The 22,692-nt window shown below is 64.1% G+C and carries 23 protein-coding genes; 9 read left to right on the forward strand and 14 right to left on the reverse strand.

Features of this window, described 5'->3' with window-relative positions:
- Window positions 1–11 precede the first annotated feature (11 nt).
- Complete coding sequence (locus AC0L3C_RS15780; RefSeq protein ID WP_473265149.1) at window positions 12–524, forward strand: DUF4142 domain-containing protein; 513 nt, start codon at window positions 12–14, stop codon at window positions 522–524.
- A 15-nt stretch (window positions 525–539) separates the two neighbouring features.
- Here the strand turns inward: AC0L3C_RS15780 and AC0L3C_RS15785 are convergent, their stop codons facing one another.
- On the reverse strand, window positions 540–821 hold the full coding sequence (locus AC0L3C_RS15785; RefSeq protein ID WP_473265148.1) for a hypothetical protein: 282 nt from the start codon (window positions 819–821) through the stop codon (window positions 540–542).
- A gap of 280 nt (window positions 822–1,101) precedes the next feature.
- On the opposite strand from AC0L3C_RS15785, the gene AC0L3C_RS15790 reads away from it, so the two are divergent.
- Together AC0L3C_RS15790 and AC0L3C_RS15795 are read left to right on the forward strand one after the other, a co-directional pair.
- Window positions 1,102–7,389 (forward strand): HAMP domain-containing protein, encoded by a 6,288-nt coding sequence (locus tag AC0L3C_RS15790; RefSeq protein ID WP_473408414.1) that lies wholly within the window; start codon window positions 1,102–1,104, stop codon window positions 7,387–7,389.
- Window positions 7,390–7,402: 13 nt separating this feature from the next.
- Window positions 7,403–8,893, forward strand: a complete 1,491-nt coding sequence (locus AC0L3C_RS15795; RefSeq protein ID WP_473265146.1) for an HWE histidine kinase domain-containing protein — start codon at window positions 7,403–7,405, stop codon at window positions 8,891–8,893.
- Here AC0L3C_RS15795 and AC0L3C_RS15800 read toward each other — a convergent pair.
- Complete coding sequence (locus AC0L3C_RS15800) at window positions 8,890–9,111, reverse strand: hypothetical protein (protein WP_473408415.1); 222 nt, start codon at window positions 9,109–9,111, stop codon at window positions 8,890–8,892. The two genes, AC0L3C_RS15795 and AC0L3C_RS15800, sit on opposite strands and share 4 nt — an antisense overlap.
- A 138-nt stretch (window positions 9,112–9,249) precedes the next feature.
- Between AC0L3C_RS15800 and AC0L3C_RS15805 the strand changes: the two genes are divergently transcribed.
- Both AC0L3C_RS15805 and AC0L3C_RS15810 read left to right on the forward strand, forming a co-directional pair.
- Complete coding sequence (locus tag AC0L3C_RS15805) at window positions 9,250–9,507, forward strand: hypothetical protein (protein WP_473265145.1); 258 nt, start codon at window positions 9,250–9,252, stop codon at window positions 9,505–9,507.
- A gap of 95 nt (window positions 9,508–9,602) precedes the next feature.
- Entirely contained in the window at window positions 9,603–9,851 is a 249-nt protein-coding gene (locus AC0L3C_RS15810; RefSeq protein WP_018456198.1) for a hypothetical protein, read from the forward strand.
- Between the two features lie 69 nt (window positions 9,852–9,920).
- Here AC0L3C_RS15810 and AC0L3C_RS15815 read toward each other — a convergent pair whose 3' ends face one another.
- Window positions 9,921–10,481, reverse strand: coding sequence for a type 1 glutamine amidotransferase domain-containing protein (locus AC0L3C_RS15815; protein WP_473265205.1), 561 nt, complete (start codon window positions 10,479–10,481; stop codon window positions 9,921–9,923).
- A gap of 214 nt (window positions 10,482–10,695) precedes the next feature.
- Here AC0L3C_RS15815 and AC0L3C_RS15820 point away from each other — a divergent pair, with 214 nt between their 5' ends.
- Window positions 10,696–10,851, forward strand: a complete 156-nt coding sequence (locus AC0L3C_RS15820; protein ID WP_473281492.1) for a hypothetical protein — start codon at window positions 10,696–10,698, stop codon at window positions 10,849–10,851.
- A 14-nt stretch (window positions 10,852–10,865) separates the two neighbouring features.
- On the opposite strand, the gene AC0L3C_RS15825 is transcribed toward AC0L3C_RS15820, so the two are convergent.
- Window positions 10,866–11,072, reverse strand: a complete 207-nt coding sequence (locus tag AC0L3C_RS15825; RefSeq protein ID WP_473265143.1) for a hypothetical protein — start codon at window positions 11,070–11,072, stop codon at window positions 10,866–10,868.
- 18 nt (window positions 11,073–11,090) lie between these two features.
- Entirely contained in the window at window positions 11,091–11,312 is a 222-nt protein-coding gene (locus tag AC0L3C_RS15830; RefSeq protein WP_473265204.1) for a hypothetical protein, read from the reverse strand.
- A 115-nt stretch (window positions 11,313–11,427) separates the two neighbouring features.
- Between AC0L3C_RS15830 and AC0L3C_RS15835 the strand changes: the two genes are divergently transcribed.
- The gene (locus tag AC0L3C_RS15835; RefSeq protein WP_275171690.1) at window positions 11,428–11,658 is read left to right on the forward strand and encodes a DUF3072 domain-containing protein; all 231 of its coding nucleotides are present in this window, start codon (window positions 11,428–11,430) and stop codon (window positions 11,656–11,658) included.
- Between the two features lie 86 nt (window positions 11,659–11,744).
- Complete coding sequence (locus tag AC0L3C_RS15840; protein WP_473265141.1) at window positions 11,745–12,062, forward strand: DUF6496 domain-containing protein; 318 nt, start codon at window positions 11,745–11,747, stop codon at window positions 12,060–12,062.
- Window positions 12,063–12,068: 6 nt separating this feature from the next.
- On the opposite strand, the gene AC0L3C_RS15845 is transcribed toward AC0L3C_RS15840, so the two are convergent.
- The gene (locus tag AC0L3C_RS15845; RefSeq protein ID WP_007607279.1) at window positions 12,069–12,431 is read right to left on the reverse strand and encodes a hypothetical protein; all 363 of its coding nucleotides are present in this window, start codon (window positions 12,429–12,431) and stop codon (window positions 12,069–12,071) included.
- Window positions 12,432–12,701: 270 nt separating this feature from the next.
- Window positions 12,702–14,237 carry a Do family serine endopeptidase gene (locus tag AC0L3C_RS15850; RefSeq protein WP_473265140.1) on the reverse strand — a complete coding sequence of 512 codons (1,536 nt, stop codon included), beginning with the start codon at window positions 14,235–14,237 and terminating at the stop codon, window positions 12,702–12,704.
- Between the two features lie 209 nt (window positions 14,238–14,446).
- Between AC0L3C_RS15850 and AC0L3C_RS15855 the strand changes: the two genes are divergently transcribed.
- Window positions 14,447–15,283 (forward strand): universal stress protein, encoded by an 837-nt coding sequence (locus AC0L3C_RS15855; protein WP_473408416.1) that lies wholly within the window; start codon window positions 14,447–14,449, stop codon window positions 15,281–15,283.
- A 113-nt stretch (window positions 15,284–15,396) separates the two neighbouring features.
- Here AC0L3C_RS15855 and AC0L3C_RS15860 read toward each other — a convergent pair whose 3' ends face one another.
- From AC0L3C_RS15860 to tkt, 7 genes are all read right to left on the reverse strand, one after another.
- Window positions 15,397–15,609: a hypothetical protein gene (locus AC0L3C_RS15860; protein WP_473265138.1), complete on the reverse strand. Its 213-nt coding sequence runs from the start codon at window positions 15,607–15,609 to the stop codon at window positions 15,397–15,399.
- Window positions 15,610–15,889: 280 nt separating this feature from the next.
- The gene (rpe, locus tag AC0L3C_RS15865; protein ID WP_473408417.1) at window positions 15,890–16,627 is read right to left on the reverse strand and encodes a ribulose-phosphate 3-epimerase; all 738 of its coding nucleotides are present in this window, start codon (window positions 16,625–16,627) and stop codon (window positions 15,890–15,892) included.
- Window positions 16,624–17,559 carry a CbbX protein gene (cbbX, locus tag AC0L3C_RS15870; protein ID WP_473408418.1) on the reverse strand — a complete coding sequence of 312 codons (936 nt, stop codon included), beginning with the start codon at window positions 17,557–17,559 and terminating at the stop codon, window positions 16,624–16,626. Before cbbX ends, rpe begins: the two co-directional genes overlap by 4 nt.
- 98 nt (window positions 17,560–17,657) lie before the next feature.
- A complete protein-coding gene (locus AC0L3C_RS15875) occupies window positions 17,658–18,065 on the reverse strand; it encodes a ribulose bisphosphate carboxylase small subunit (protein ID WP_473265135.1) in 408 nt (135 codons plus the stop codon).
- Window positions 18,066–18,076: 11 nt separating this feature from the next.
- On the reverse strand, window positions 18,077–19,537 hold the full coding sequence (locus AC0L3C_RS15880) for a form I ribulose bisphosphate carboxylase large subunit (protein ID WP_247356948.1): 1,461 nt from the start codon (window positions 19,535–19,537) through the stop codon (window positions 18,077–18,079).
- 31 nt (window positions 19,538–19,568) lie between these two features.
- Window positions 19,569–20,654 carry a class II fructose-bisphosphate aldolase gene (gene fba / locus AC0L3C_RS15885; RefSeq protein ID WP_473408419.1) on the reverse strand — a complete coding sequence of 362 codons (1,086 nt, stop codon included), beginning with the start codon at window positions 20,652–20,654 and terminating at the stop codon, window positions 19,569–19,571.
- Between the two features lie 14 nt (window positions 20,655–20,668).
- Window positions 20,669–22,690: a transketolase gene (tkt, locus tag AC0L3C_RS15890; protein ID WP_473408420.1), complete on the reverse strand. Its 2,022-nt coding sequence runs from the start codon at window positions 22,688–22,690 to the stop codon at window positions 20,669–20,671.
- Between the last annotated feature and the right edge of the window lie 2 nt (window positions 22,691–22,692).

Genomic DNA, 22,692 nt, shown 5'->3' on the forward strand with positions numbered 1-22,692 from the left:
ATTGGATATCCATGCGGATTCTCCTCGCGATGGTTTTGGCGTTCATCAGCACGGCAGCGCTTGCCGACAGCGCCGGGGAGCGTAGGCCGGCCGGCCGCACGCCGACCGCAACCGAGACCATCAGCGATCTCTACACTTTCAGCCGCTTCCAGCAAGGTCTGCTGGAGAGTACCGATTTGAAGGGCAATGCCGAGGTCAAGAACCTCGCCGCCCTGCGCGCCGAAGAAGCGGCCCGGCGCGACAAGGCCCTGAAGCCAATTCAGGAGGCGATCGGCACCGAACCGCGCGTCGCCAAGACGACCCCGGCGAGCGCAAGCCTGGTCGAGCCCGAAACTTCGGACGGACCGACTTTCGTCAGAAGCTTTTATGCCGCGCAGATTCCCGAGTACGAATCTGTCATCGACTTGCTCGAACGCTATCTCAAGGCCCCCGACAATGCCGCGCTTGCAGCGTTCGCGCGCGAGCAGCTCCCGATGTTGCGCTCGCAGGTCAAGGACGCCGAGCGCACCATGGCGGACAAGTAGGGCTGCCAAGCACCCTTACTTTTGCCGGCTCTCCGGCTGCGCGCTGCGGTTGCCCTCCAGCATCTTGTCGCGGCCGGCATCCCCATTGTCATCCTTGCCGCCCGAACTCGATGTGCCGCTACCGCTGGGATTAGACCGGGTGGACGTACCCGTGGTTGGTGTGTCCGCGCGTGGGGTGGCAGAGCTGGCAGCGGGATCGCCGGTGACGGCCCCGCGGCCGCTGGGGGCCCCGCTCTGCGCCAATGCCGATCCGGCCAACAACATCACGGTCCCGATGACGGCAAATCCTGCTTTCATGTGCGCTCTCCCTGCATCTGCGGGCTAACGGCACGCCCGGCGCTCCGTTCCGGGAGGCAGACGACCAAGTCGCTGAAGACAAACCGATCTGCCGGCCCGCAAAGACTGGAACCGGATGGAACCATTCCGGGGGATCGCACTTATGTTAATCGGGCTGAGCAAAGCAGGTTCCACTTCCGGGCGCCGTGACGTTGGCGCTTGATTTCGAATTTTGCTGACGCTCTATTTTGATAAACCGCGTCTCGCCTGGGAATCGGCCGACGCCTGCGGGGGACAAATTATGAGCGACCTCGATCCCGGATCTGCATCACGTTCCGGTCGTCGCGTTCCAAAGCCAAAAACCAACGGCATGTCGGAGCCCGATTCCCGGGCAGAATTGCTGCTCGCCCTGCAGGCCATGCGCAACGGCGATTTCTCCGTGCGCATGAGCGGCGACTATCTCGGCATCGACGGCAAGCTCGCCGATACTTTCAACGACATCATCGCCGCCAATCAGCGCATGGCGCAGCAGCTCGAGCTGGTCGGCCAGGTCGTGGGCCGCGAGGGAAAGACGCGCCAGCGCGTGAAGTTCGGGCTGGCCTCCGGCTCCTGGGCCGACATGGAAGGCTCCGTCAACACGTTGATCGACGATTTGCTGTGGCCGACGCGCGAGGTGACGCGCGCGGTCGCGGCCGTGGCGCAGGGCGACCTGCTCCAGACCGTCAAGCTCGACGTCGATGGACGTCCGCTGCGCGGCGAATTCCTGCAGTCGGCGACTATCGTCAACACCATGATCAAGCAGCTCGGCGTGTTTACCTCCGAGGTGACGCGCGTGGCGCGCGAGGTCGGCACCGAGGGCAAGCTCGGCGGCCAGGCCCAGGTGCCTGAGGTGACCGGCGTCTGGAAGGATCTGACCGAGAGCGTCAACTCGATGGCGAACAACCTGACCAACCAGGTTCGCAACATCGCCGAGGTGACGATCGCGGTTGCGAACGGCGACCTCTCGAAGAAGATCACGGTCGACGTCCGCGGCGAGATCCTTCAGCTCAAGGAAGCCATCAACACGATGGTGGACCAGCTCCGCTCCTTTGCCTCGGAAGTGACGCGAGTCGCGCGCGAAGTCGGCACCGACGGCAAACTTGGCGGCCAGGCCATCGTGCCAGGCGTTGCCGGCACCTGGAAGGATCTCACCGATAGCGTCAACGCGATGTGCGGCAACCTCACCGCACAGGTGCGCAACATCGCCAACGTCACCACCGCCGTGGCGCGCGGCGACCTGTCGCGCAAGATCACGGTGGACGTGCGTGGCGAGATCCTGGAGCTGAAGGACACCATCAACACCATGGTGGACCAGCTCAACTCGTTCGCCTCGGAAGTGACGCGCGTCGCGCGCGAGGTCGGCACCGAAGGCAAGCTCGGCGGCCAGGCCCAGGTGCCGGGCGTCGCCGGTACCTGGAAGGACCTCACCGACAACGTCAACTTCATGGCGTCGAACCTCACCGCGCAGGTCCGCAACATCGCCGACGTTGCCACCGCCATCGCGAGCGGCGACCTCTCCAAGAAGATCACGGTGAACGTCTCCGGCGAAATCCTTCAATTGAAGGAAACGCTCAACACGATGGTCGACCAGCTCAACGCCTTCGCCGGCGAAGTCACGCGCGTCGCGCGCGAGGTCGGCACCGAGGGCCGGCTCGGCGGTCAGGCCAACGTGCTCGGCGTCGCCGGCACCTGGAAGGACTTGACCGAGAGCGTCAACTCGATGGCCTCGAACCTCACCGCGCAGGTCCGTAACATCGCCGAGGTGACGACCGCGGTCGCCGGCGGCGATTTGTCGAAAAAGATCACCGTCGATGTCCGCGGCGAAATCCTGGAGCTGAAAGACACCATCAACACCATGGTGGACCAGCTCAACGCCTTTGCCGGCGAAGTCACGCGCGTCGCGCGCGAGGTCGGCACCGAAGGCAAGCTCGGCGGCCAGGCCCAGGTGCGCGGCGTCGCCGGCACCTGGAAGGATCTCACCGACAGCGTCAACTCGATGGCCTCGAACCTGACCGGCCAGGTCCGCAACATCGCCGAAGTCGCGACCGCGGTGGCCAAGGGGGATTTGTCGAAGAAGATCACGGTCAACGTGTCAGGCGAAATCCTTCAGCTGAAGGAAACGCTCAACACCATGGTGGACCAGCTCAACGCCTTCGCCGGCGAAGTCACGCGCGTTGCGCGCGAAGTCGGCACCGAAGGCAAGCTCGGCGGCCAGGCCGAAGTGCCCGGCGTCGCCGGCACCTGGAAGGACCTCACCGACAGCGTCAACTCGATGGCGGGCAACCTCACCGCGCAGGTCCGCAACATCGCCGAAGTCGCGACCGCGATCGCCGGCGGCGACTTGTCGCGCAAGATCACCGTGGACGTGCGCGGCGAGATCCTTCAGCTCAAGGACACGCTGAACACGATGGTCGACCAGCTCAACCGCTTCGCGGGCGAGGTGACGCGCGTCGCGCGCGAGGTCGGCACCGAAGGTCGGCTCGGCGGCCAGGCCAACGTGCCCGGCGTGGCCGGCACCTGGAAGGACCTCACCGACAGCGTCAACTCGATGGCGGGCAACCTCACCGCCCAGGTCCGCAACATCGCCGAAGTGACCACGGCCGTGGCGCGCGGCGACCTCTCGCGCAAGATCACCGTCGACGTCCGCGGTGAAATCCTCGAGCTGAAGAATACCATCAACACCATGGTGGACCAGCTCAACGGCTTCGCCGGTGAAGTCACGCGCGTCGCGCGCGAGGTCGGCACCGAAGGCAAGCTCGGCGGCCAGGCCGAGGTGCCCGGCGTTGCCGGCACCTGGAAGGATCTCACCGACAACGTCAACTTCATGGCCTCGAACCTGACGGCGCAGGTCCGCAACATTGCCGAGGTCGCGACCGCAATCGCCGGCGGCGACCTGTCGAAGAAGATCACGGTGGACGTGCGCGGCGAAATTCTGCTGCTCAAGGACACCTTGAACACCATGGTCGAGCAGCTCCGTTCCTTCGCCGCGGAAGTGACGCGCGTCGCACGCGAGGTCGGCACCGAGGGCCGGCTCGGCGGCCAGGCTGTCGTGCCCGGCGTCGGCGGCACCTGGAAGGACCTCACCGACAACGTCAATTTGCTGGCCGCGAACCTCACCACCCAGGTCCGCAACATCGCCGAAGTCACCACCGCCGTCGCGCGCGGCGACCTGTCGCGCAAGATCACCGTCGACGTGAAGGGCGAAATCCTCGAGCTCAAGAACACCATCAACACCATGGTGGACCAGCTCAATGCGTTCGCCGGCGAAGTCACGCGCGTTGCCCGCGAGGTCGGCACCGAAGGCGAACTCGGCGGCCAGGCCCAGGTGCCCGGCGTCGCCGGCACCTGGAAAGATCTCACCGACACCGTCAACTTCATGGCGGCGAACCTGACCGAGCAGGTCCGCGGCATCGTCAAGGTGGTGACCGCGGTCGCCAACGGCGACCTCAAGCAGAACCTCACCGTGAAATCGAAGGGCGAGGTCGCGGCGCTCGCCGACACCATCAACAACATGACCGAGACGCTCGCGACCTTCGCCGACCAGGTGACGTCGGTGGCGCGCGAGGTCGGCGTCGAGGGCAGGCTCGGTGGTCAGGCCGACGTGCCCGGCGCCGCGGGCACCTGGAAGGATCTCACCGGCAACGTCAATTTGCTGGCGGCCAACCTCACCTCGCAGGTGCGTGCGATCGCGGAAGTGGCGACCGCCGTGACCAAGGGCGACCTGACGCGGTCGATCCAGGTCGACGCCCGCGGCGAGGTCGCGGAGCTGAAAGACAACATCAACACGATGATCACGAACCTCCGTCTCACGACGGACGTGAACACCGAACAGGACTGGCTGAAGACCAATCTGGCGAAATTCACCAACATGCTTCAGGGCCAGCGGGACCTCACCACCGTCGGTCGCCTGCTGTTGACCGAATTGTCGCCGCTGGTGAACGCGCATACCGGCGTGATCTATCAGGTCGAGAACGAAGACAGTCCGCGGCTCCTGCTGCTTGCCTCCTATGCCGGCGACGGCGTCTATCCGTATCCGCGCGTGCTGCCATTCGGCGATGGCCTGATCGGCCAATGCGCGCTCGACCGGCGCCCGCGCGTGATTGCGGACATTCCGCCCGACGTGGTGCCGATCAATTCGGCGCTGCTTCGCGTCGCGCCGAAGAACCTCGTGGTGCTGCCGGTGCTGTTCGAAGGCCAGGTCAAGGCGGTCATCGAGCTCGCCTCGCTCACCTCCTTCACGACCTCGCAGATGACCTTCCTGGAGCAGCTCACGGACTCGATCGGCATCGTGCTCAACTCGATCGAGGCGACGATGCAGACCGAGGGCCTGCTCAAGCAGTCGCAGCAGCTCGCCGGCGAGCTCCAGACCCAGCAGCGCGAATTGCAGCAGACCAACGACCAGCTCGAACAGAAGGCGCAGCAGCTCGCCGAGCGCAACGTCGAAGTCGAGCGCAAGAACCAGGAGATCGAGCAGGCCCGTCGCGCACTGGAGGAAAAGGCGACCGAGCTCGCGCTGACCTCGAAGTACAAGTCCGAATTCCTGGCCAATATGAGCCACGAGCTGCGCACGCCGCTGAACTCCATCCTGATCCTCGGCCAGCAGCTCACCGACAATCCGGACGGCAATCTTACCGGCAAGCAGGTCGAATTCGCCCGCACCATCCACGGCGCCGGCACCGACCTGCTCAATCTCATCAGCGACATTCTCGATCTCTCCAAGATCGAGTCCGGCACGGTGACGGTCGACGCCGAGGAAATCCTGACCGCGAACCTGCTCGAGACGGTCGGGCGGCCGTTCCGTCACGAGGCGGAGAACCGCAATTTGTCGTTCAAGATCGACGTCGATCCGAATCTCGCGCGTAGCCTCGTCACCGATTCCAAGCGCCTGCAGCAGGTTTTGAAGAACCTGCTCTCCAACGCCTTCAAGTTCACCGCCGAAGGCGAGGTGCGCCTGAAGGTCGCCGCCGCGGTCGGCGGCTGGGGCACGGATCATCCCGTGCTGAACTCGGCGCCGGCGGTGATCGCATTCGAAGTGTCCGACACGGGCATCGGCATTCCCCTGGAGAAGCAGAAACTGATCTTCGAGGCCTTCCAGCAAGCCGATGCCGGCACCAGCCGCAAATATGGCGGCACCGGCCTCGGCCTTGCGATCAGCCGCGAGCTCGCAAGCCTGCTCGGCGGCGAGATCCACCTGCGCAGCTTGCCGGGCAAGGGCTCGTGCTTCACACTTTACCTGCCGCTGAAATATTCCGGCCCGACGCTCGCGCCCCGCGCCACGCCCCAACAGAGCCAGCCGCCGGCGCTGCAGCCCGCGACAGCCGAACCGCAGCGCGTGATCGAGCAGCTTCCCGACGACCGGCTCAACCTCGAACCCGGCGACAGCATCCTCCTGATCGTCGAGGACGACCCGCACTACGCGCGCGTGCTGGTCGACCTCGCGCGCGACAAGGGATTCAAGGTGTTGGTCGCCGCCCGCGGCGCGGAGGCGCTGGAGCTTGCAAAGCAGTACCAGCCGAGGGCCGTCTCGCTCGACGTATTCCTGCCTGATATGCTCGGCTGGACCGTGCTGAGCCAGCTCAAGCACAATCCGCTGACCCGCCACATCCCCGTTCAGATCATCACGCTCGACGAGGACCGCCAGCATGCGCTGGCGCGCGGCGCCTTCTCCTTCGTCAACAAGCCGACGACGACCGAGGGTGTCTCGGCCGCGCTGACGCAGATCAAGGAATATGCGCGGCCGCGGCGCAAGCGGCTGCTGATCGTCGAGGACAACGAGGCCGAGCAGCTCTCGATCCGCGAGCTCCTGCATCACGACGACATCGAGATCGTGACGACCGGAACCGGTGCCGACGCGCTCTCGATGCTGCGTGAGAACCCCTGTGATTGCGTCGTGCTCGACCTGCGCCTACCCGACATGACCGGCTTCGAGGTGCTGGACCAGATCCGGAACGATGACGCGCTATCGAATGTTCCGGTCGTCGTCTTCACCGGCCGCGAGCTGTCGGCCGAGGAAGATGCGGAACTCCACACCATGGCGCGGAGCATCGTGGTCAAGGGCGTGGAATCGCCGGAGCGACTGCTCGACGAGACCGCGCTGTTCCTGCACCGCGTGATCACGGAATTGCCGGTCGAGAAACAGCGCATGCTCGAGAAGCTGAACAGTTCCGACGAGGACCTGATCGGCAAGACCGCACTGCTCGTCGACGACGACGCCCGCAATATCTTCGCGCTGTCAAGCGTGCTGGAGCGGCGCGGCATGAAGGTGCTGACGGCCACGACCGGCAACGAGGCGGTGACCCTGGTCGAATCCAACCCGGAGATCGCCATCGTGCTGATGGACATCATGATGCCGCAGATGGATGGGTATCAGACGATCGGCGTCATTCGTGAAAATCCGACCTTCGCCCGTCTCCCGATCATCGCGTTGACGGCCAAGGCCATGAAGGGCGACCGCGAGAAATGTCTCGAGGCCGGCGCGTCCGACTATCTCGCCAAACCCGTCAACACCGATCAATTGCTGCTTGCAATCCGCATGTGGCTGCACCGCTGAGTTGGATGCCCGTATGGACCACGAAAAGGTCAACATCCTCCTCGTCGACGACCAGCCGGCCAAGCTGCTCGCCTATGAGGTGATCCTGAAGGATCTCGGCCAGAATCTCGTGATCGCCTCGTCCGGTCGCGAGGCCCTGGAGGTGCTGCTCAAGACCGAGATCGCGGTGATCCTGGTCGACGTCTGCATGCCCGAGCTCGACGGCTTCGAGCTCGCCGCGATGATCCGCGAGCACCCGCGCTTCCAGAAGACCGCGATGATCTTCATCTCGGCCATTCAAGTCAGCGACATCGACCGCCTGCGCGGCTACGAGATGGGCGCCGTCGACTACGTCCCCGTGCCGGTCGTGCCGGAGGTGCTGCGCGCCAAGGTCAAGGTGTTTGCAGAGCTCTATCGCAAGACGCGCGAACTCGAACGACTGAACCAGGATCTCGAGGACCGCGTGCGCGCACGCACCGCCGAGCTGGAGAATTCAACTGCAAAGCTGCGCGAGAGCGAAGAGCGGCGCAGCATGGCAATCGCCGCCGGCAAGATGGGCTCCTGGGATTGGGACTGGATCACCGGCGACTGGATGTGGGACGAGGGACAATACCGCATCTTTGGTGTTGGCCCGGAGAGCTTCGAGGTGAATCCGGCCAACGTTCAGGCGCTGTTGCATCCGGATGACGTCGATCAATTGCGCAAGGCGATTGCCGAATTCAACAAGGGCACACGCTCCTATGAAACGGAGTTCCGCATCGTGCGGCCCGACGGCGATGTGCGCTGGTGTGTCGGCACGGCCGCCGCCACGGTTGACGATAGCGGTCGGGTCATGCGCGTCAGCGGCGTGACGGTGGACATCACCGAACGCAAGCGCGCCGAGGAACGGCAGACTCTCCTGGCGCGGGAAGTCGATCATCGCGCCAAGAATGCGCTGGCGCTGGCGCAATCGATCGTGCGCCTCACCCGCGCCGACGAGGTCAAAGCCTATGTCAGCGCCGTCGAAGGACGCATCAATGCACTGGCGCGCGTGCATACGATCCTGTCGCTATCGAGCTGGCAGGGCGCCGAACTCTCGAAGCTGATCGACGAGGAGCTTGCGCCCTATTCCCTCGGGGGCCAGATCAAATTGGCGGGCTCCGAAGTTCAGTTGCTGCCGGCAACCGCCCAGACGCTGGCGCTGGCGCTGCATGAGCTTTTCACCAACTCGGCGAAGTATGGCGCGCTCTCGACGCGGACGGGACGGCTCGCGATCGGCTGGCAGGTCGCGGACGAGCTGCTCACGCTGACCTGGGAGGAATCCGGCGGCCCGCTTGTCATGACGCCGAAATCCCGCGGCTTTGGTACGCGGAGCCTGCTTGCGAGCGTCGAGTCCCAGCTTGGCGGGCAGGCGCGATTCGATTGGCGGGCCGAGGGTCTGTTGTGCCGGCTCGAGGTACCGTTGGTCCGCAAGACTGCCGCGACCACCGCGCCCGGCAACTTCGAAGCCGCCAGCTCTGCCGAATTGCAGCGCGCGTCCGGTTAGCCGGAGGCCGCACTCTTCCTGCGCTGCGTCGTTTGCGGTTCGCGCGCGACCTGTCCTTCGAGCCATGCTTCCGTTTGGGCGAGATCGCGCAGCGCCTTGGCATAGCGGCACGCCGCGCTTCGCTCCGCGCCGCGGGGCAGCTTCCGCGCCTTGCGGAGGATGTCCGCAGCGGCGTTACGATAAGCCAGAGAGCGATAGAGAAAGACCACCTTACCCATATCGAATGTTCCCGTGTTGCGCGGTCATTCTTGCAGGCCCGGCATGAACGTCGGATGAAGCGGACTATGACAATTCCTTCATGCAGGTGGAACCGGCGAGTGACGCAGGCGTTGCATGCCAGATTGGGATAGAGTTCCATGCGCGCGAAGAAGTCGTCGGACCTGATCTCTCCCAGCGGGCTCATCAAGCTGATGACGCACGCCATGATGGGCGCAGCCCTCGGGCTCGCTTTCAGCCTCTTGCTCGTGCTGTCCAATCCCGGCGTCGCCAATTTGCTGAGTCATGGCGGAAGGCAGGCCGTGGTCGTGTTCGCCCTCACATTGGTGACGACGTTCGCGATCGGCGCGACACTGACCGGCGTCGTATTCATCCTCGCAGAGGACAAGCAAACTTGAACTATGCGGGATTTACCGGAACTTCTTTGTTCGGAACTCCTGCGACGAATGGCAGTTGGCTGCCTGCGTCAATTCAACTCAGGGAGTTCCCGAACATGAAGACTACCAAGCTCGCTCTTGCCGTAATGTTGGCAACCGGCCTGGCCGCCGCACCGTTCGCCGTGCAGGCCAAGTCGCACAAGGCGAAACACGGATCCTCGATGTCGTCGTCGCAGACCACCACGGGCGCCAACACCAAGTCCTCCAAGGGTGCTGACCCCTCCGGTCAGGGCGGCTCAGGCCCCGGCTCCGACCAGGGCGGCACCATGACGAACAACAAGGCCGGCATGAGCAACACCAAGTAAATCCCCGCCGAGATGTCAGACAAAAGCCCCGCGGCCGCGCGGGGCTTTTCCCTCCGGGAGCCGCTGACTTCACGCGGCGCTGCGTTGAAGGTGCCGACCTTCCTTGATCTCTTCGATGATTTTGGCGCTGAAGGCTTCGAGATCTCCGGGGTTGCGCGAGGTGATGACGCCCTGGTCAACAACCACCTCCGAGTCTTCCCATGCCGCGCCGGCATTGATGACATCGGTCTTGATCGATTTGTATGAGGTCAGCTTGCGGCCCTTGGCGATGCCTGTTTCAATCAGGAGCCAAGGCGCATGGCAGACAGCCGCAACGATCTTCTTCGCGTTGAAGATGTCCTTGACGAAGCTCAGCGCCTTCGGCTCGACCCGCAGGAGGTCCGGATTGATCTGCCCGCCCGGCAGAACGACCGCGTCGTAGTCGCTGCCGGAAACCTGGTCGAGGGTCCTGTCCACCTTCACGGCCCGACCCCAATCCTTTTTGTCCCAGCCCTTGATCTCGCCGGGTGCAAGCGAGACGACGTGGACCGTCGCACCCGCCTGTTTCAAGCGGTCGCGCGGCACTTCCAGTTCCGATTGTTCAAAGCCGTGCGTGGCCAAAATCGCGATCGTCTTACCCTGAAGCTCCATGGAACACTCCGTTGATGAGAGAGGAGCCCGGTCAATCAGTCGAGCCGACTTCCGTTCCGCGCGATTGCGTGCTTCACGCGGATGTGCGGCAGGTTGTGTCAGCCACAGGAACGTTCGCCGAGAAGATCGTTTGAACCGCATTCCATCGAGGTGGCGAATGGCAAACGTTCGGTCATTGCTCTCGCGCTGGGCGGCGCCGCTGCTCGGCGCAATCATGCTCATCTGCGGCATCATCATCGCGATCGGGGGCGCGTGGCTGATCGCCTTGGGTGGCTCGTTCTATTATCTGCCGGCCGGCCTCGGGCTCTTGATCTCGGGCGTTCTATTGCTGGGACGGCACGCCGAAGGCGCCCTGATCTACCTGTCTTGACGTGACGAACTCGCTTAGCTGCGTCGGCCCTCAGTGACTTTAAGGCGCGCTCCGAGATCTGATTTCACCAGATGATCGAGTCGTGCACGCTTGCGCGCGATCAAGAGCTGGGCCGCGGCGTCGTCGAGCCCCTCGCGTTGCAGCTGCCGGATGGCGGAGCCCAGTTCGAGAATCTCGGCGCGCAGCTTCAGAATCCGGTACGCATCCGGGTCTTCCTCCACCGTGCGCTCCCAAAGCTTTCAGCGGCGCGCAACCACGCGCAGAGGACTACCTGATGTCTTCGCGGAACGAAGGCGCATCCTGTCGCGGACATTCGGCAGGACATCGCCGCCACCTGCAGCCTTCCATTCGCCGATCAGCAGATTGATTTTCCGGCGCAGATCCATCTGCGCCAGGGCCTTCTCTGTGCAGTCACGATCGCGCTCGACGAGTTCGCGGACGGACACCTCGATATCGGCCATTTCCAGCCTCAAGGCGCTGATTTTACGTCGAATTTCATTAATTCTGTTGTCCATGGCTTGTTAGAACAAAATAAGAACATATAGTCAAGTCACGATTTCAGAAGGGAGAAGCGACATGCAGGTTCAAGGTAAATACGACGCCAAGACTTTCCTGACCGACAAGACTTCCCTCACCGCCAAGGCTTTCCTCACCGAGCAGATGACGCGGGCGCAGGGCCTCCGGCTGAAACGGCTGAGCGAAGAGGCGTATCAACCCGCGCAATATGCCCGGGATCTGTCCTCCAGCGAGGCAGCGCGGCGCATTCAGGTGCTGGAAGCCGAGATCGAGTTGGCGGATTCGTTCTAGGCTGGGTCGCGTATCCCCGACGTTCGCGCGCGCTTTCGGAACTATGCCTGTCTCGGATGGTTTTCCCCGGCCAAGGGAGAACATGCATGGCACGCAAGGCAAAGAAGCGCCGCTACTCGCGCAGCGCCGGCAGCGATGTCGAAAGCGAGATGAAGCGCTACAAGAAGGGTACCGCCAAAAGCGGACCGGGCGGTCGAGGCGGACGCGTGAAGAGCCGCAAGCAGGCAATCGCGATCGGCCTGTCGAAAGCGCGCAAGAAGGGCAAGAAGGTCCCAAAGAAAGCCGCGAAGCGGAAGACGTCCAAGAAAACGTCAAAGAAGACAGCTCGGAAAACGTCCAAGAAGACTTCGAAGAAGAGCTCGAAGAAAACGTCGAAGCGCAAATCCTCCAAACGGTCGCGCTGACCTCCGTCAGATCATGCTGCCCGGCATGAAGCAGCGGATCGAAACGCCGAACGCGGTCTTCACCGGCCACACCATGGTGCGGCCGGCCCGGTTCGGCTCGGTGATCACGGCTTCGTCCGGTACCTCGACCCACTCGCCGTCGAGCCGCACGCGATAATGTCCATTGTGCGAGTCCCAGTCGGGATCGGCGACGGCAAACCCATCCGCATCCGAGCAGCACGGGCCGAGATGGCTGCGAAGGCCGTCGAACCATGGCTTGAGGGGAGAGTCCGCGTAACGGCCGTCGTCACGCCCGAGAGCGTTTCCACCCCACAGCACGAATGGCGCCACGAGCAGCGCAGTCCTTAGCGAGAGCTTCAATCGATCCATGTCGGCACCGATCAATACGAATTGCCGGCCGGCCCAGCTCAGCGGCGGTAAATTCGAAGTTCCACGCTTGCAATCGTCGGCGGCTTCATTGCCGCCGAGTCCATACGAGATCGGCAATTGTGATGAGCGAACACGGCTTTTTCGGACGAACCGGGTCATCCTCCCTGCCGTTAACGAGAATGTTATCGGCCGGCATTCGGAATCCTGAAGGCGAACAAGAAAGGCGGCCCGGGGGCCGCCTTTTTGGATTTACGCCGATCGACCTTCGACTTATGCGAGCGGCACCGCCACGAACCGGGTCGCCTGCGCGCTTCTGACCTGCAGCAGCACACTGCGCTTGCCGGACGATTTCGCTTGCGCCAGCTCCGAACGGACATCGCCGATGTTGGCGACGGCCTTGCCGCCCACATTGAGGATGACGTCGCCGGTCTGGATGCCGCGCTGTGCGGCCGGACCTTGCGGATCGACTTCAGTGACTACGACGCCCTTCTGGCCGGCGCCCTGCACGTCGCCGGCCGGAGCCAGGCTGAGCCCGAGACGCGGCGGCATGCCGGCATCTGGCTGCGACTTGCTCTCGTCGGCTCTAGCTTGCCGCTCGTTCGGCAACTCGCCGAGCGCCAGTGTCACCGTCTTGCTGTCGCCCTTGTGGACGACATCGAGCTTCACGGACGTGCCCGGCGCCAGGGTGGCGATGGTGCGGGCGAGATCGCGGGAATCCTTGATCGCGGTGCCATTGACCGCGGTGATGACGTCGCCCGCCTCGATGCCCGCCTTCGCCGCCGGGCTGCCGTCCTGCGGATTGTCGACGATCGCGCCGCGCGCCTCCTTGAGGCCGAGGCTGTCGGCGATATCCGACGTCACCGGCTGCACCTGCACGCCGAGCCAGCCGCGTGTGACCGCGCCCTTGTCCTTCAACTGTGCGACGACGAGCTTTGCGGTCGAGGCCGGAATGTCGAAGCCGATGCCGACCGAGCCGCCGGAGGGCGAGAAAATCGCAGTGTTTACACCGATCACGTTGCCGTTCATGTCGAAGGCCGGGCCGCCGGAATTACCCTTGTTGATCGGCGCGTCGATCTGGATGAAGTCGTCATAGGGACCGTTGCCGATGTCGCGGCCGCTGGCCGAGACGATGCCGGCGGTCACGGTGCCGCCGAGGCCGAAGGGATTGCCGACCGCGACGACCCAGTCGCCGATACGCGGCTTCTGCTCGGAGAATTTGACGAACGGAAAGTCCTTCTTGCCTTCGACCTTGATCAGCGCGAGATCGGTCTTCGGATCGGTGCCGACCACTTTCGCGCTGTAGGTCGTGCCGTCGTCCATCGTCACTTGCACCGACTCGGCGTGATCGACGACGTGGTTGTTGGTCACGGCATAGCCGTCGGCGGAGATGAAGAAGCCGGAGCCCTCGCCCGTGATCATCTGGCGGCGCTGGCGCGGCATGCCTTCCATGCCAGGGCCGCGGAAGCCGAATTGCCGTGAGAACTGGTCGAACGGCGTCGCCTCGTCCGAATCCATGCGGTTCTGTTGCAGCATCGCGCTCTTATCGTTGTCCTGGTCGATCCTGACCCGGACCGAGATGACGGCAGGTTTGACCTTGCTGACGAGGTCGCCGAAGCCCGGCGGTGTCGCGGCGCTCTCCGCGGCCTGGGCAGGCGCAATGAAGGAGGTCGCGCTGAACGGCGAAGAGCCGGGGGCAGTCGCCAGCACGGCCAGGCCAAGCGCGGCCACGGTGCCGAGCAGCGCGAGCCGGCGCGGCCTCAAGATCTTGCGGGACGCGGTGGTGTCGGAATTGACGTGATCGTTCATGTCGATATGTCCATGTTGGGTAAGTCGCCCTGTACCCAACATGGTGGTCGCCACCTTACAGCGTCCCGTCCAAGTGATTAAATCTTGGCAAAGTGGCTGGGGCCGGCGAAGGTCAAAAACTCGAGGCTGCACGTTTGATGCAGCTCAACGCGGGCCCTGCGAACCGTGAAAGACTGCGGCCACCGGATGATGTCCATCGGAGGCACGTCATGTACAAAGACATTCTCGTCCATATCCCCACCGAGCGCCCGATGCGCCCGGTGATCGACGGCTCGATCTCGCTCGCAGCGAGCCTCAACGCCCATCTCGATGCAGTCGCGGTTGGTTATGTGGCAACCAGTGCGGCCTACGTGATGGAGGGCGGCGCTGCCGTGGCGGCGGTGTTCGAGATGGAGCGCGAAAGCGCAGTGGAGCGGGCCGAGGCCGCGCTCGCGGTGTTCAAGAGCGAAGCGATGAACGCCGGCATTTCCTACACATGCCACCCGCTCGGGACGATGCCGGGGGATGCGGTCGGCTTGCTCGGCGAGATGGCGCGGCTGCACGATCTCAGCATCGTGCTCCAGCCGGATCCGGCGCAAGGCTCACTCGACAACGATGTGCCCCGCGAGATCCTGTTCCAAGCGGGCGGCCCGGTGCTTTTCCTGCCCTACACCTTCCATGGAGCGTTCAAGGCGAAACGGATCGGCATCTGCTGGGATGGCAGCCGCCTCGCCGCGCGCGCCATGCGCGACGCCGCACCGTTCCTGGCCCGCGCCGAGGAGATCGTGATCATTGCGATCAACGAAACAGATATGGTTCCCGACGAAGTCTCGACGCGCAATCTGGCGAGGCACCTCGGGCGGCGCGGACTGTCGACCCGCACCGTCAACCTGTCGGCCGCGCGCTCTCACATTCAGCCGACCATACTGTCGCTGGCAGCCGATGAGAACCTGGATCTTCTGGTCATGGGCGGCTACGGCCATTCGCGATTGCAGGAGCGGTTCCTCGGCGGCGTCACCCGCGCCATGCTGGAAGCCATGACGGTCCCGACGCTGATGTCGCATTAATCGTGGGACGATCCAGGTCGGGCCGGTCACAAGCTGACGTTCGGGCTGACAACCGCGTCCTTGAGCGGTGCCGGCATCGGCAAGTTCAGGGTATGTTCGAACAAGTTGGACCGTCACGCCGCGGCGGGCCTCTCCCACCCCGTGGCCTCGATGCCGTCCTCGTCGTGTGGCGCATTGCACGCGTCGAAATGCGCCTTGAGTTCGACTTCTGCGAGATATTCGAAATGTTCGGCCTGCCCGAGCAGTTCCCAGCTCTGGAGCGGCCGGTAGGCGGCCTGCTGACGACAGAGGGACGCTAGCGCGCGGTAGCGACGTACGTTATCCATGAGACCCTCCCTCGCATTCACAGAGCTTATTGCCCTTATTTGCGTCAGGGCGATGGCGGTTGTGCAAAAGATTTGCTGCGCCCGCCGCGCGCTCGATTCGCTTTTTAGGCAAACGCGTGTTCAGGCGAAAGTTCCAAATCCTCGCGAACTCAACGCTTCGGAACCTTACCGCAGGCCATGGCTAGGGGTTCTGGGTCATCCTCCGTATGTCTCCGCTCCAAAGTGGCACGCCCTGGCACAACCATTGCGGTGCGGGCTCGCTCCGCCTGTATCCGGTAGTCTACCGGATGAGTGCGGGCTCACCGGGCCGGATCGTCTGCGGCAAACTATGTTGCAGCTTCGGAACCCTGCCGGCTTCCGCAGCGGCGCGGATAGCCGCGATGTTGCCGGCATAATCCGCGCTGCTCTTGCCGCGAAAAACAGCCGAGCCCGCTACAAGCGTATCGGCGCCCGCAGCGGCCGCGGCAGCAGCATTGTCGCGCGTGATGCCGCCGTCAACCTCGAGCCGGATCGGCCGGTCGCCGATCATGCTTCGAATACGCCCGATCTTTTCGAGCTGGGACTCCAGGAAGGACTGGCCGCCAAAACCCGGATTGACCGTCATCACCAGGACGAGGTCGAGACGATCGAGCACATATTCGATCGCGCTTTCGGGAGTGGCGGGACACAGGCTGACACCGGCCTTTTTACCGAGCGCGCGGATGGCCTGGAGCGAGCGATCGAGGTGCGGACCGGCTTCGGCATGCACCGTGATGACATCCGCTCCGGCCTTCGCGAAGGCTTCGAGATAGGGATCAGCCGGCGCGATCATGAGATGCACGTCGAACATTTTCTTCGTCAGTGGCCGGATCGCCTTGATGATGTCCGCGCCATAGCTGATGTTCGGGACGAAATGCCCGTCCATGACGTCGCAGTGAATCCAGTCGGCGCCCGCAGCGTCGATCGCTACAATCTCCTCGCCTAGGCGCGCGAAATCCGCAGCCAGGATCGACGGCGCGATGAGGATTTCTCTCGTCATGGCTTCGTACTCCTCTGCGCGTCCGCCCCGCCGCTGAAGACGCGGCTCGCCAGGACATCCATGGGATCGATCGTTTCGAGGTCGGCGATCTCGAGCATGCGATCGAGATCGGATACGAGGCGATCGGCCTGCCGCAGGCGGATGCGGTCGACGGCGTTGCGGATGGAGCGCGCATTCGAGAAGAACGGTTGGGTCCGGCGCAGCGCGATGTATTTCTCGAAAGCCTCGCGCGCCGCCGCCGAGAGGCGATAGCCCCGTTCCTTCAGCATCAGCTCGGCGATGACGAGCAGCTCGGCTTGCGCATAGTCCGGAAAGTCGATGTGATGTGCGATGCGCGAGCGGAAGCCGGGGTTTGACGCAAAGAAGCTCGTCATCCGCTCGCCATAGCCGGCAAGGATCACGACGAGATCCTCGCGCTGGTTTTCCATCACCTGCAGCAGAATCTCGATCGCCTCCTGGCCGTAGTCGCGCTCGTTGTCGGGACGGTGCAGATAATAGGCCTCGTCGATGAACAGCACGCCGCCCATCGCCTTCTTCAGGATCTCCTTGGTCTTCGGCGCGGTGTGGCCGATATACTGGCCGACGAGATCGTCGCGCGTCACCGAGATCACCTGCCCGCGCCGCACGAAGCCGAGTCCGTGCAGGATCTTTGCCATGCGAAGCGCGACGGTCGTCTTGCCGGTGCCGGGATTTCCGGTGAACGACATGTGCAGCGTCGGCGGCGACGAAGCCAATCCGGCACGCTGCCGGATGCGTTCGACCAGCAGGAGCGACGCGATCTGGCGCACGCGGTTCTTCACCGGCTTCAATCCGATCAGCTCCTGCTCGAGCTGCTGCAGCGTGCCGGTGATACCGGCCGCTTCGGCCTCCTTGCGGAGATCGAAACTGGTCTCGCCGGGCTCAGTGGTCATTGCGTGGGGAACATCCAGCATCGGCACCTCGAAGAAAAGGGCTTCGCCGCGGGGGAGCGGCGAAGCAGTGGTCCGCCAAGGAAACGGAGCAGGGAGTGCTCCGCGCGGAGGAGAATGACTTAGGTTGGCGCGTGCGCGGGCTGCCGGCGCATGGTGGTGTAGCGGATCGCACGGCCGCCCACCTCCTGCCGCACCAGCTCGAACTCGGCCTCCTGCGGCGGGCGGTTGACGATGAACGAGATCCGCACCGATTCCCAACCATGGCTGGAATCGAAGCCGCTGAGCCGGATGTAACGGTCGCCATACACTCTGCGGCATTCGGCGAGCTCCATCATCACGCCGGCGGCGTCCTGGAGATCGAACATCGGCAGGCCCCACATCTCCCAATAGGTGTTGCGGGGATGCGGATCGTCGGTGAACTCGATGTTCACGGCCCAACCGTTGGTCAGGCAATATTGCACCTGCTTGGTGATTTGATCGTCGGTCAGATCCGGCAGGAACGAGAAGCAGCCTTGGGTCAGCTTCATGTCAAATCTCCTCAAACGGTTTCGAGCGCGGTCGGCACGAAGTCCGGCGTGTCGGTGGATTCATAGTTGAAAGAGACGTCCTTCCAGACCTCGAGCGCGGCTTTCAGCGGCGTGCAGGTCTCGGCCGCCCTTGCCAGGATCTCCGGACCTTCGTGGACGTAGTCGCGGCCTTCGTTGCGGGCGAGGATCATGGCTTCCAGCGCCACACGGTTCGCGATCGCGCCGGCCGCGATGCCCATGGGATGGCCGATGGTGCCGCCGCCGAACTGGAGCACGACGTCCTCGCCGAGCAGGTCGAGCAGCTGGTGCATCTGGCCGGCGTGGATGCCGCCGGAGGCCACCGGCATCATCTTGTTCAGGCTCGCCCAGGACTGGTCGAAGAACAGTCCGTGTTCGAGCCTGGTCGGGTTGAAGTCCTCGCGGCAAACGTCGTAATAGCCGCGCGTGGTGTTCGGATCACCTTCGAGCTTGCCGACCACCGTGCCGGCATGGATGTGGTCGACGCCCGCGAGCCGCATCCATTTGGCGATGACGCGGAACGAGACGCCGTGGCTCTTCTGCCGCGTGTAGGTCGAGTGACCGGCGCGATGCAGATGCAGGATCATGTCGTTGCGTCGCGCCCATTTCGCCATCGACTGGATTGCGGTGTAGCCGATCACGAGGTCGATCATGACGATGCACGATCCGAGCTCCTTCGCGAACTCGGCGCGCTCGTACATGTCCTCCATCGTTCCCGCGGTGATGTTCAGGTAGGTGCCCTTCGCCTCACCGGAGGCCGCCTGCGCGCGGTTCACCGCCTCCATGCAATAGAGGAAGCGGTCGCGCCAGTGCATGAAGGGCTGCGAGTTGATGTTCTCGTCATCCTTGGTGAAATCGAGCCCGCCCTTCAGCGCCTCGTAGACGACGCGGCCGTAATTGCGGCCCGAAAGCCCGAGCTTCGGCTTCACGGTGGCGCCAAGCAGCGGCCTGCCGAACTTGTCGAGCCGCTCGCGCTCGACCACGATGCCGGTTGCCGGTCCCTGGAACGTCTTCACATAAGCGACCGGGAAGCGCATGTCCTCCAGCCGCAGCGCTTTCAGCGGCTTGAAGCCGAACACGTTGCCGATGATCGAGGCCGAGAGGTTGGCGATCGAACCAGGCTCGAACAGGTCGAGATCATAGGCGATGTAGGCGAAGTACGAGCCCGGCGTGCCCGGCACGGGATCGACGCGGTAGCATTTCGCGCGATACTTCTCGGCGGCGGTCAACCGATCGGTCCACACCACCGTCCAGGTCGCGGTCGAGGATTCGCCGGCGACTGCGGCCGACGCCTCGATGGGGTCGACGCCCTCTTGCGGCGTCACGCGGAACAGCGCGATGACGTCGGTGTCCTTTGGCACGTAGTCAGGCTCCCAATAGCCCATGCGCTTGTATTCCATCACGCCCGAGCGATATCTTTCCTTGCCGCGGACGGTTCCTGCATGTGCATTCATGGCTCTCTCCTGCTCTTCTCTCTCTGAATGATTAGGCCGCAACTGGCTCGCGAGCGCCAATGCGTGGATCGAGCTCGCCGGCGCGGTAACGCCGCGCCATCTCGCTCAAGGGAACGACCTTGATCCGGCTTGCGTGGCCTGCGGTCCCGAACTGCTCGAAGCGGTCGCGGCAGAGCTCGCGCATTGCATCCATCGCGGGCTTGAGGAATTTGCGCGGATCGAACTCGGATCGCGTTTGCGCGGCCACTTTCCGGAACACCGCGGTCATTGCCAGCCGGCAGTCGGTGTCGATATTGACCTTGCGCACGCCGCTCTTGATGCCGCGGACGATCTCCTCGACCGGCACACCCCAGGTCTGCGGCATCTCGCCGCCGAACTGGTTGAACATGTCCTGGAGCGGCTGCGGCACCGAGGAAGAGCCGTGCATCACGAGATGCGTGTTCGGCAGCCGACGGTGGATCTCCTCGACCACCCGCATCGCCAGAATGTCGCCGTCCGGCTTGCGGCTGAACTTGTAGGCGCCGTGCGAGGTGCCCATCGCGATCGCGAGCGCATCGACCTTGGTGGCGCGGACGAAGTCGATCGCCTGGTCGGGATCCGTCAGCAGCTGGTCGTGGCTGACCTTGCCTTCGACACCGTGACCGTCCTCCTGTTCGCCACCGCCATGCTCGAGCGAGCCGAGCACGCCTAGTTCGCCTTCGACGGAAGCGCCGACCCAATGAGCGAGATCGACGACGCGGCTAGTGATCGCAACATTGTAGTCATAATCGGCCGCGGTCTTGGCGTCGGCCTTGAGCGAGCCGTCCATCATCACCGAGGTGAAACCATGGGCGATCGCGGACGCGCAGGTCGCCTCGTCATTGCCATGGTCCTGGTGCATGCAGAGCGGGATGTCCGGATAGGTCCGCTCCAGCGCGTCGATCATGTGCGAGAGCATGAGGTCGCCGGCATAGCTGCGCGCGCCGCGCGAAGCCTGGATGATCACGGGCGCATCGACCTCGGCCGCCGCCTGCATGATCGCGATACCCTGCTCCATGTTGTTGATGTTGAACGCCGGCACCGCATAGCCGTGACTGGCGGCGTGGTCGAGTAGCTGACGAAGGGTGATACGGGCCACGACAATTCCTCCTGTTATTGCTTGCCCGCGCGGGCAATCGCTCGCCGGGCGGCTTCTGCAACGCTTTGCGGCGTGATGCCGAATTCGCGGTAGAGCACGGGTGCAGGCGCCGAGGCACCGAAGCCGCGCATGCCGACGAATTCGCCGTCAGTGCCGATCCAGCGATACCAATCGCCCGCCACGGCCGCCTCGATGCCGACGCGCGGCACGGTGCCGAGAACAGCGGCGCGGTAATCCTCCGGCTGCTCCTCGAACAACGCGAAGCAGGGCGCGGAGACCACGGCCGCGCGCACGTGCTCGGTGGCGAGCAGGCGAGCGGCTTCCAGCGCAATAGACACTTCCGAACCCGTTGCGATCAGTGTCACGTCGCGGCCGCCGTCCGGCGAAACAATCAGATAGGCGCCGCGTGCGACGCGGTTTCTTCCGCGAACATCGCTGCGGAAGGTCGGCAGAGCCTGACGGGACAGGCACAGCACGGAGGGACGATTTTCAGCTTGGAGCGCGCAGTCCCATGCTTCCAGCGTCTCAACCGCGTCGGCCGGCCGGAACACAAGCAGGTTCGGAATGACGCGGAGCGCTGCGAGATGCTCGACCGGTTGGTGCGTGGGGCCGTCCTCACCCAGGCCGATTGAGTCATGGGTCATCACATGAATGACGCGGATCCCCATCAAGGCCGCGAGGCGGATCGCCGGGCGGCTGTAGTCGGAGAAGGCGAGGAAGGTGCCGCCATAGGGAATGAAGCCGCCGTGCAGCGCGAGGCCGTTCATCGCGGCCGCCATCCCATGCTCGCGGATGCCGTAATGGATGTAATCTCCGGCGAACGCATCGCGCTTGACCGGGGTCTGCGCCTTGGCATGCGTCAGGTTCGAATGCGTCAGATCTGCCGAGCCACCGACAAATCCGGGAATCGTCCCTGCGATGCCGTCGAGGACCTGTTGCGACGCCTGCCGCGTCGCGAGCTTCGGACGCTCGGTGGCAAAGCGTTCGCGCAATTTCGCCGAGGCCTGGGCATAGGCGTTCGGCAGGGCAACCGCCTTGCCCTCGATAAACAGGTCGCGCTGCTCGGGCGTCGCGCATTCATAGCGATCGAGCCAGGCGAGACGCGCGACCTGCCCGCGCTGCCCGATCATCCGCCACGCCTTCAGGATCGTGACAGGCACCACGAAGGGCTGATAGTCCCAGCCGAGCGTTCGCCGCGCCGCCGCTGTCTGTTCAGCGCCGAGCGGCGCGCCATGCGCCTTCTCGGTGCCTTGGCGATCCGGCGCGCCATAGCCGATGATGGTGCGGCAGGCGATCAACGACGGTCTTGCGCTCTCACGCTCCTCGGCAATCGCCTGCGCAACTGCTTCGGGATCATGCCCGTCGACACGACGCACCGACCAGCCGGAGGCGGCGAAGCGCGCGAGCTGGTCGTCGGAGGTCGCAAGCGAGGTCGGGCCGTCGATGGAGATGCCGTTGTCGTCGAACAGCACGATCAGGCGGCCGAGCCCGAGATGGCCGGCGAGCGAGATTGCTTCCTGGCTGATGCCTTCCATCAGGCAGCCGTCGCCGGCGATCACATACGTAAAGTGATCGACGAGTCCCTCGCCATGCCGGGCATTCGCCATGCGCTCCGCGAGGGCCATGCCCACCGCGGTCGCAATCCCCTGCCCCAGCGGACCGGTCGTGGTCTCGACGCCCGGCGTATGGCCATATTCCGGATGGCCCGGCGTCTTCGAACCCCATTGCCGGAAGGCCTTGATGTCATCGAGGCTGAGGTCGCCGCCGGTGAGATGGAGCAATGCATAGAGCAGCATCGAGCCATGGCCCGCCGACAGCACGAAGCGATCGCGGTCCGGCCAATGGGGGTGAGCCGAGTCGAATTTCAGGAAGCGCGAGAACAGCACGGTCGCGACATCGGCCATACCCATGGGCAGACCGGGATGGCCGGATTGCGAGACTTCGATGGCGTCGACCGCGAGAAAGCGCACCGCGTTGGCGAGATCGTTGTGTGTGACCGCGGTAAGGTCCGCGTCGGCGTGGACGGAGATGTTCATCG

This window comes from Bradyrhizobium sp. WSM4872, from assembly GCF_055811715.1.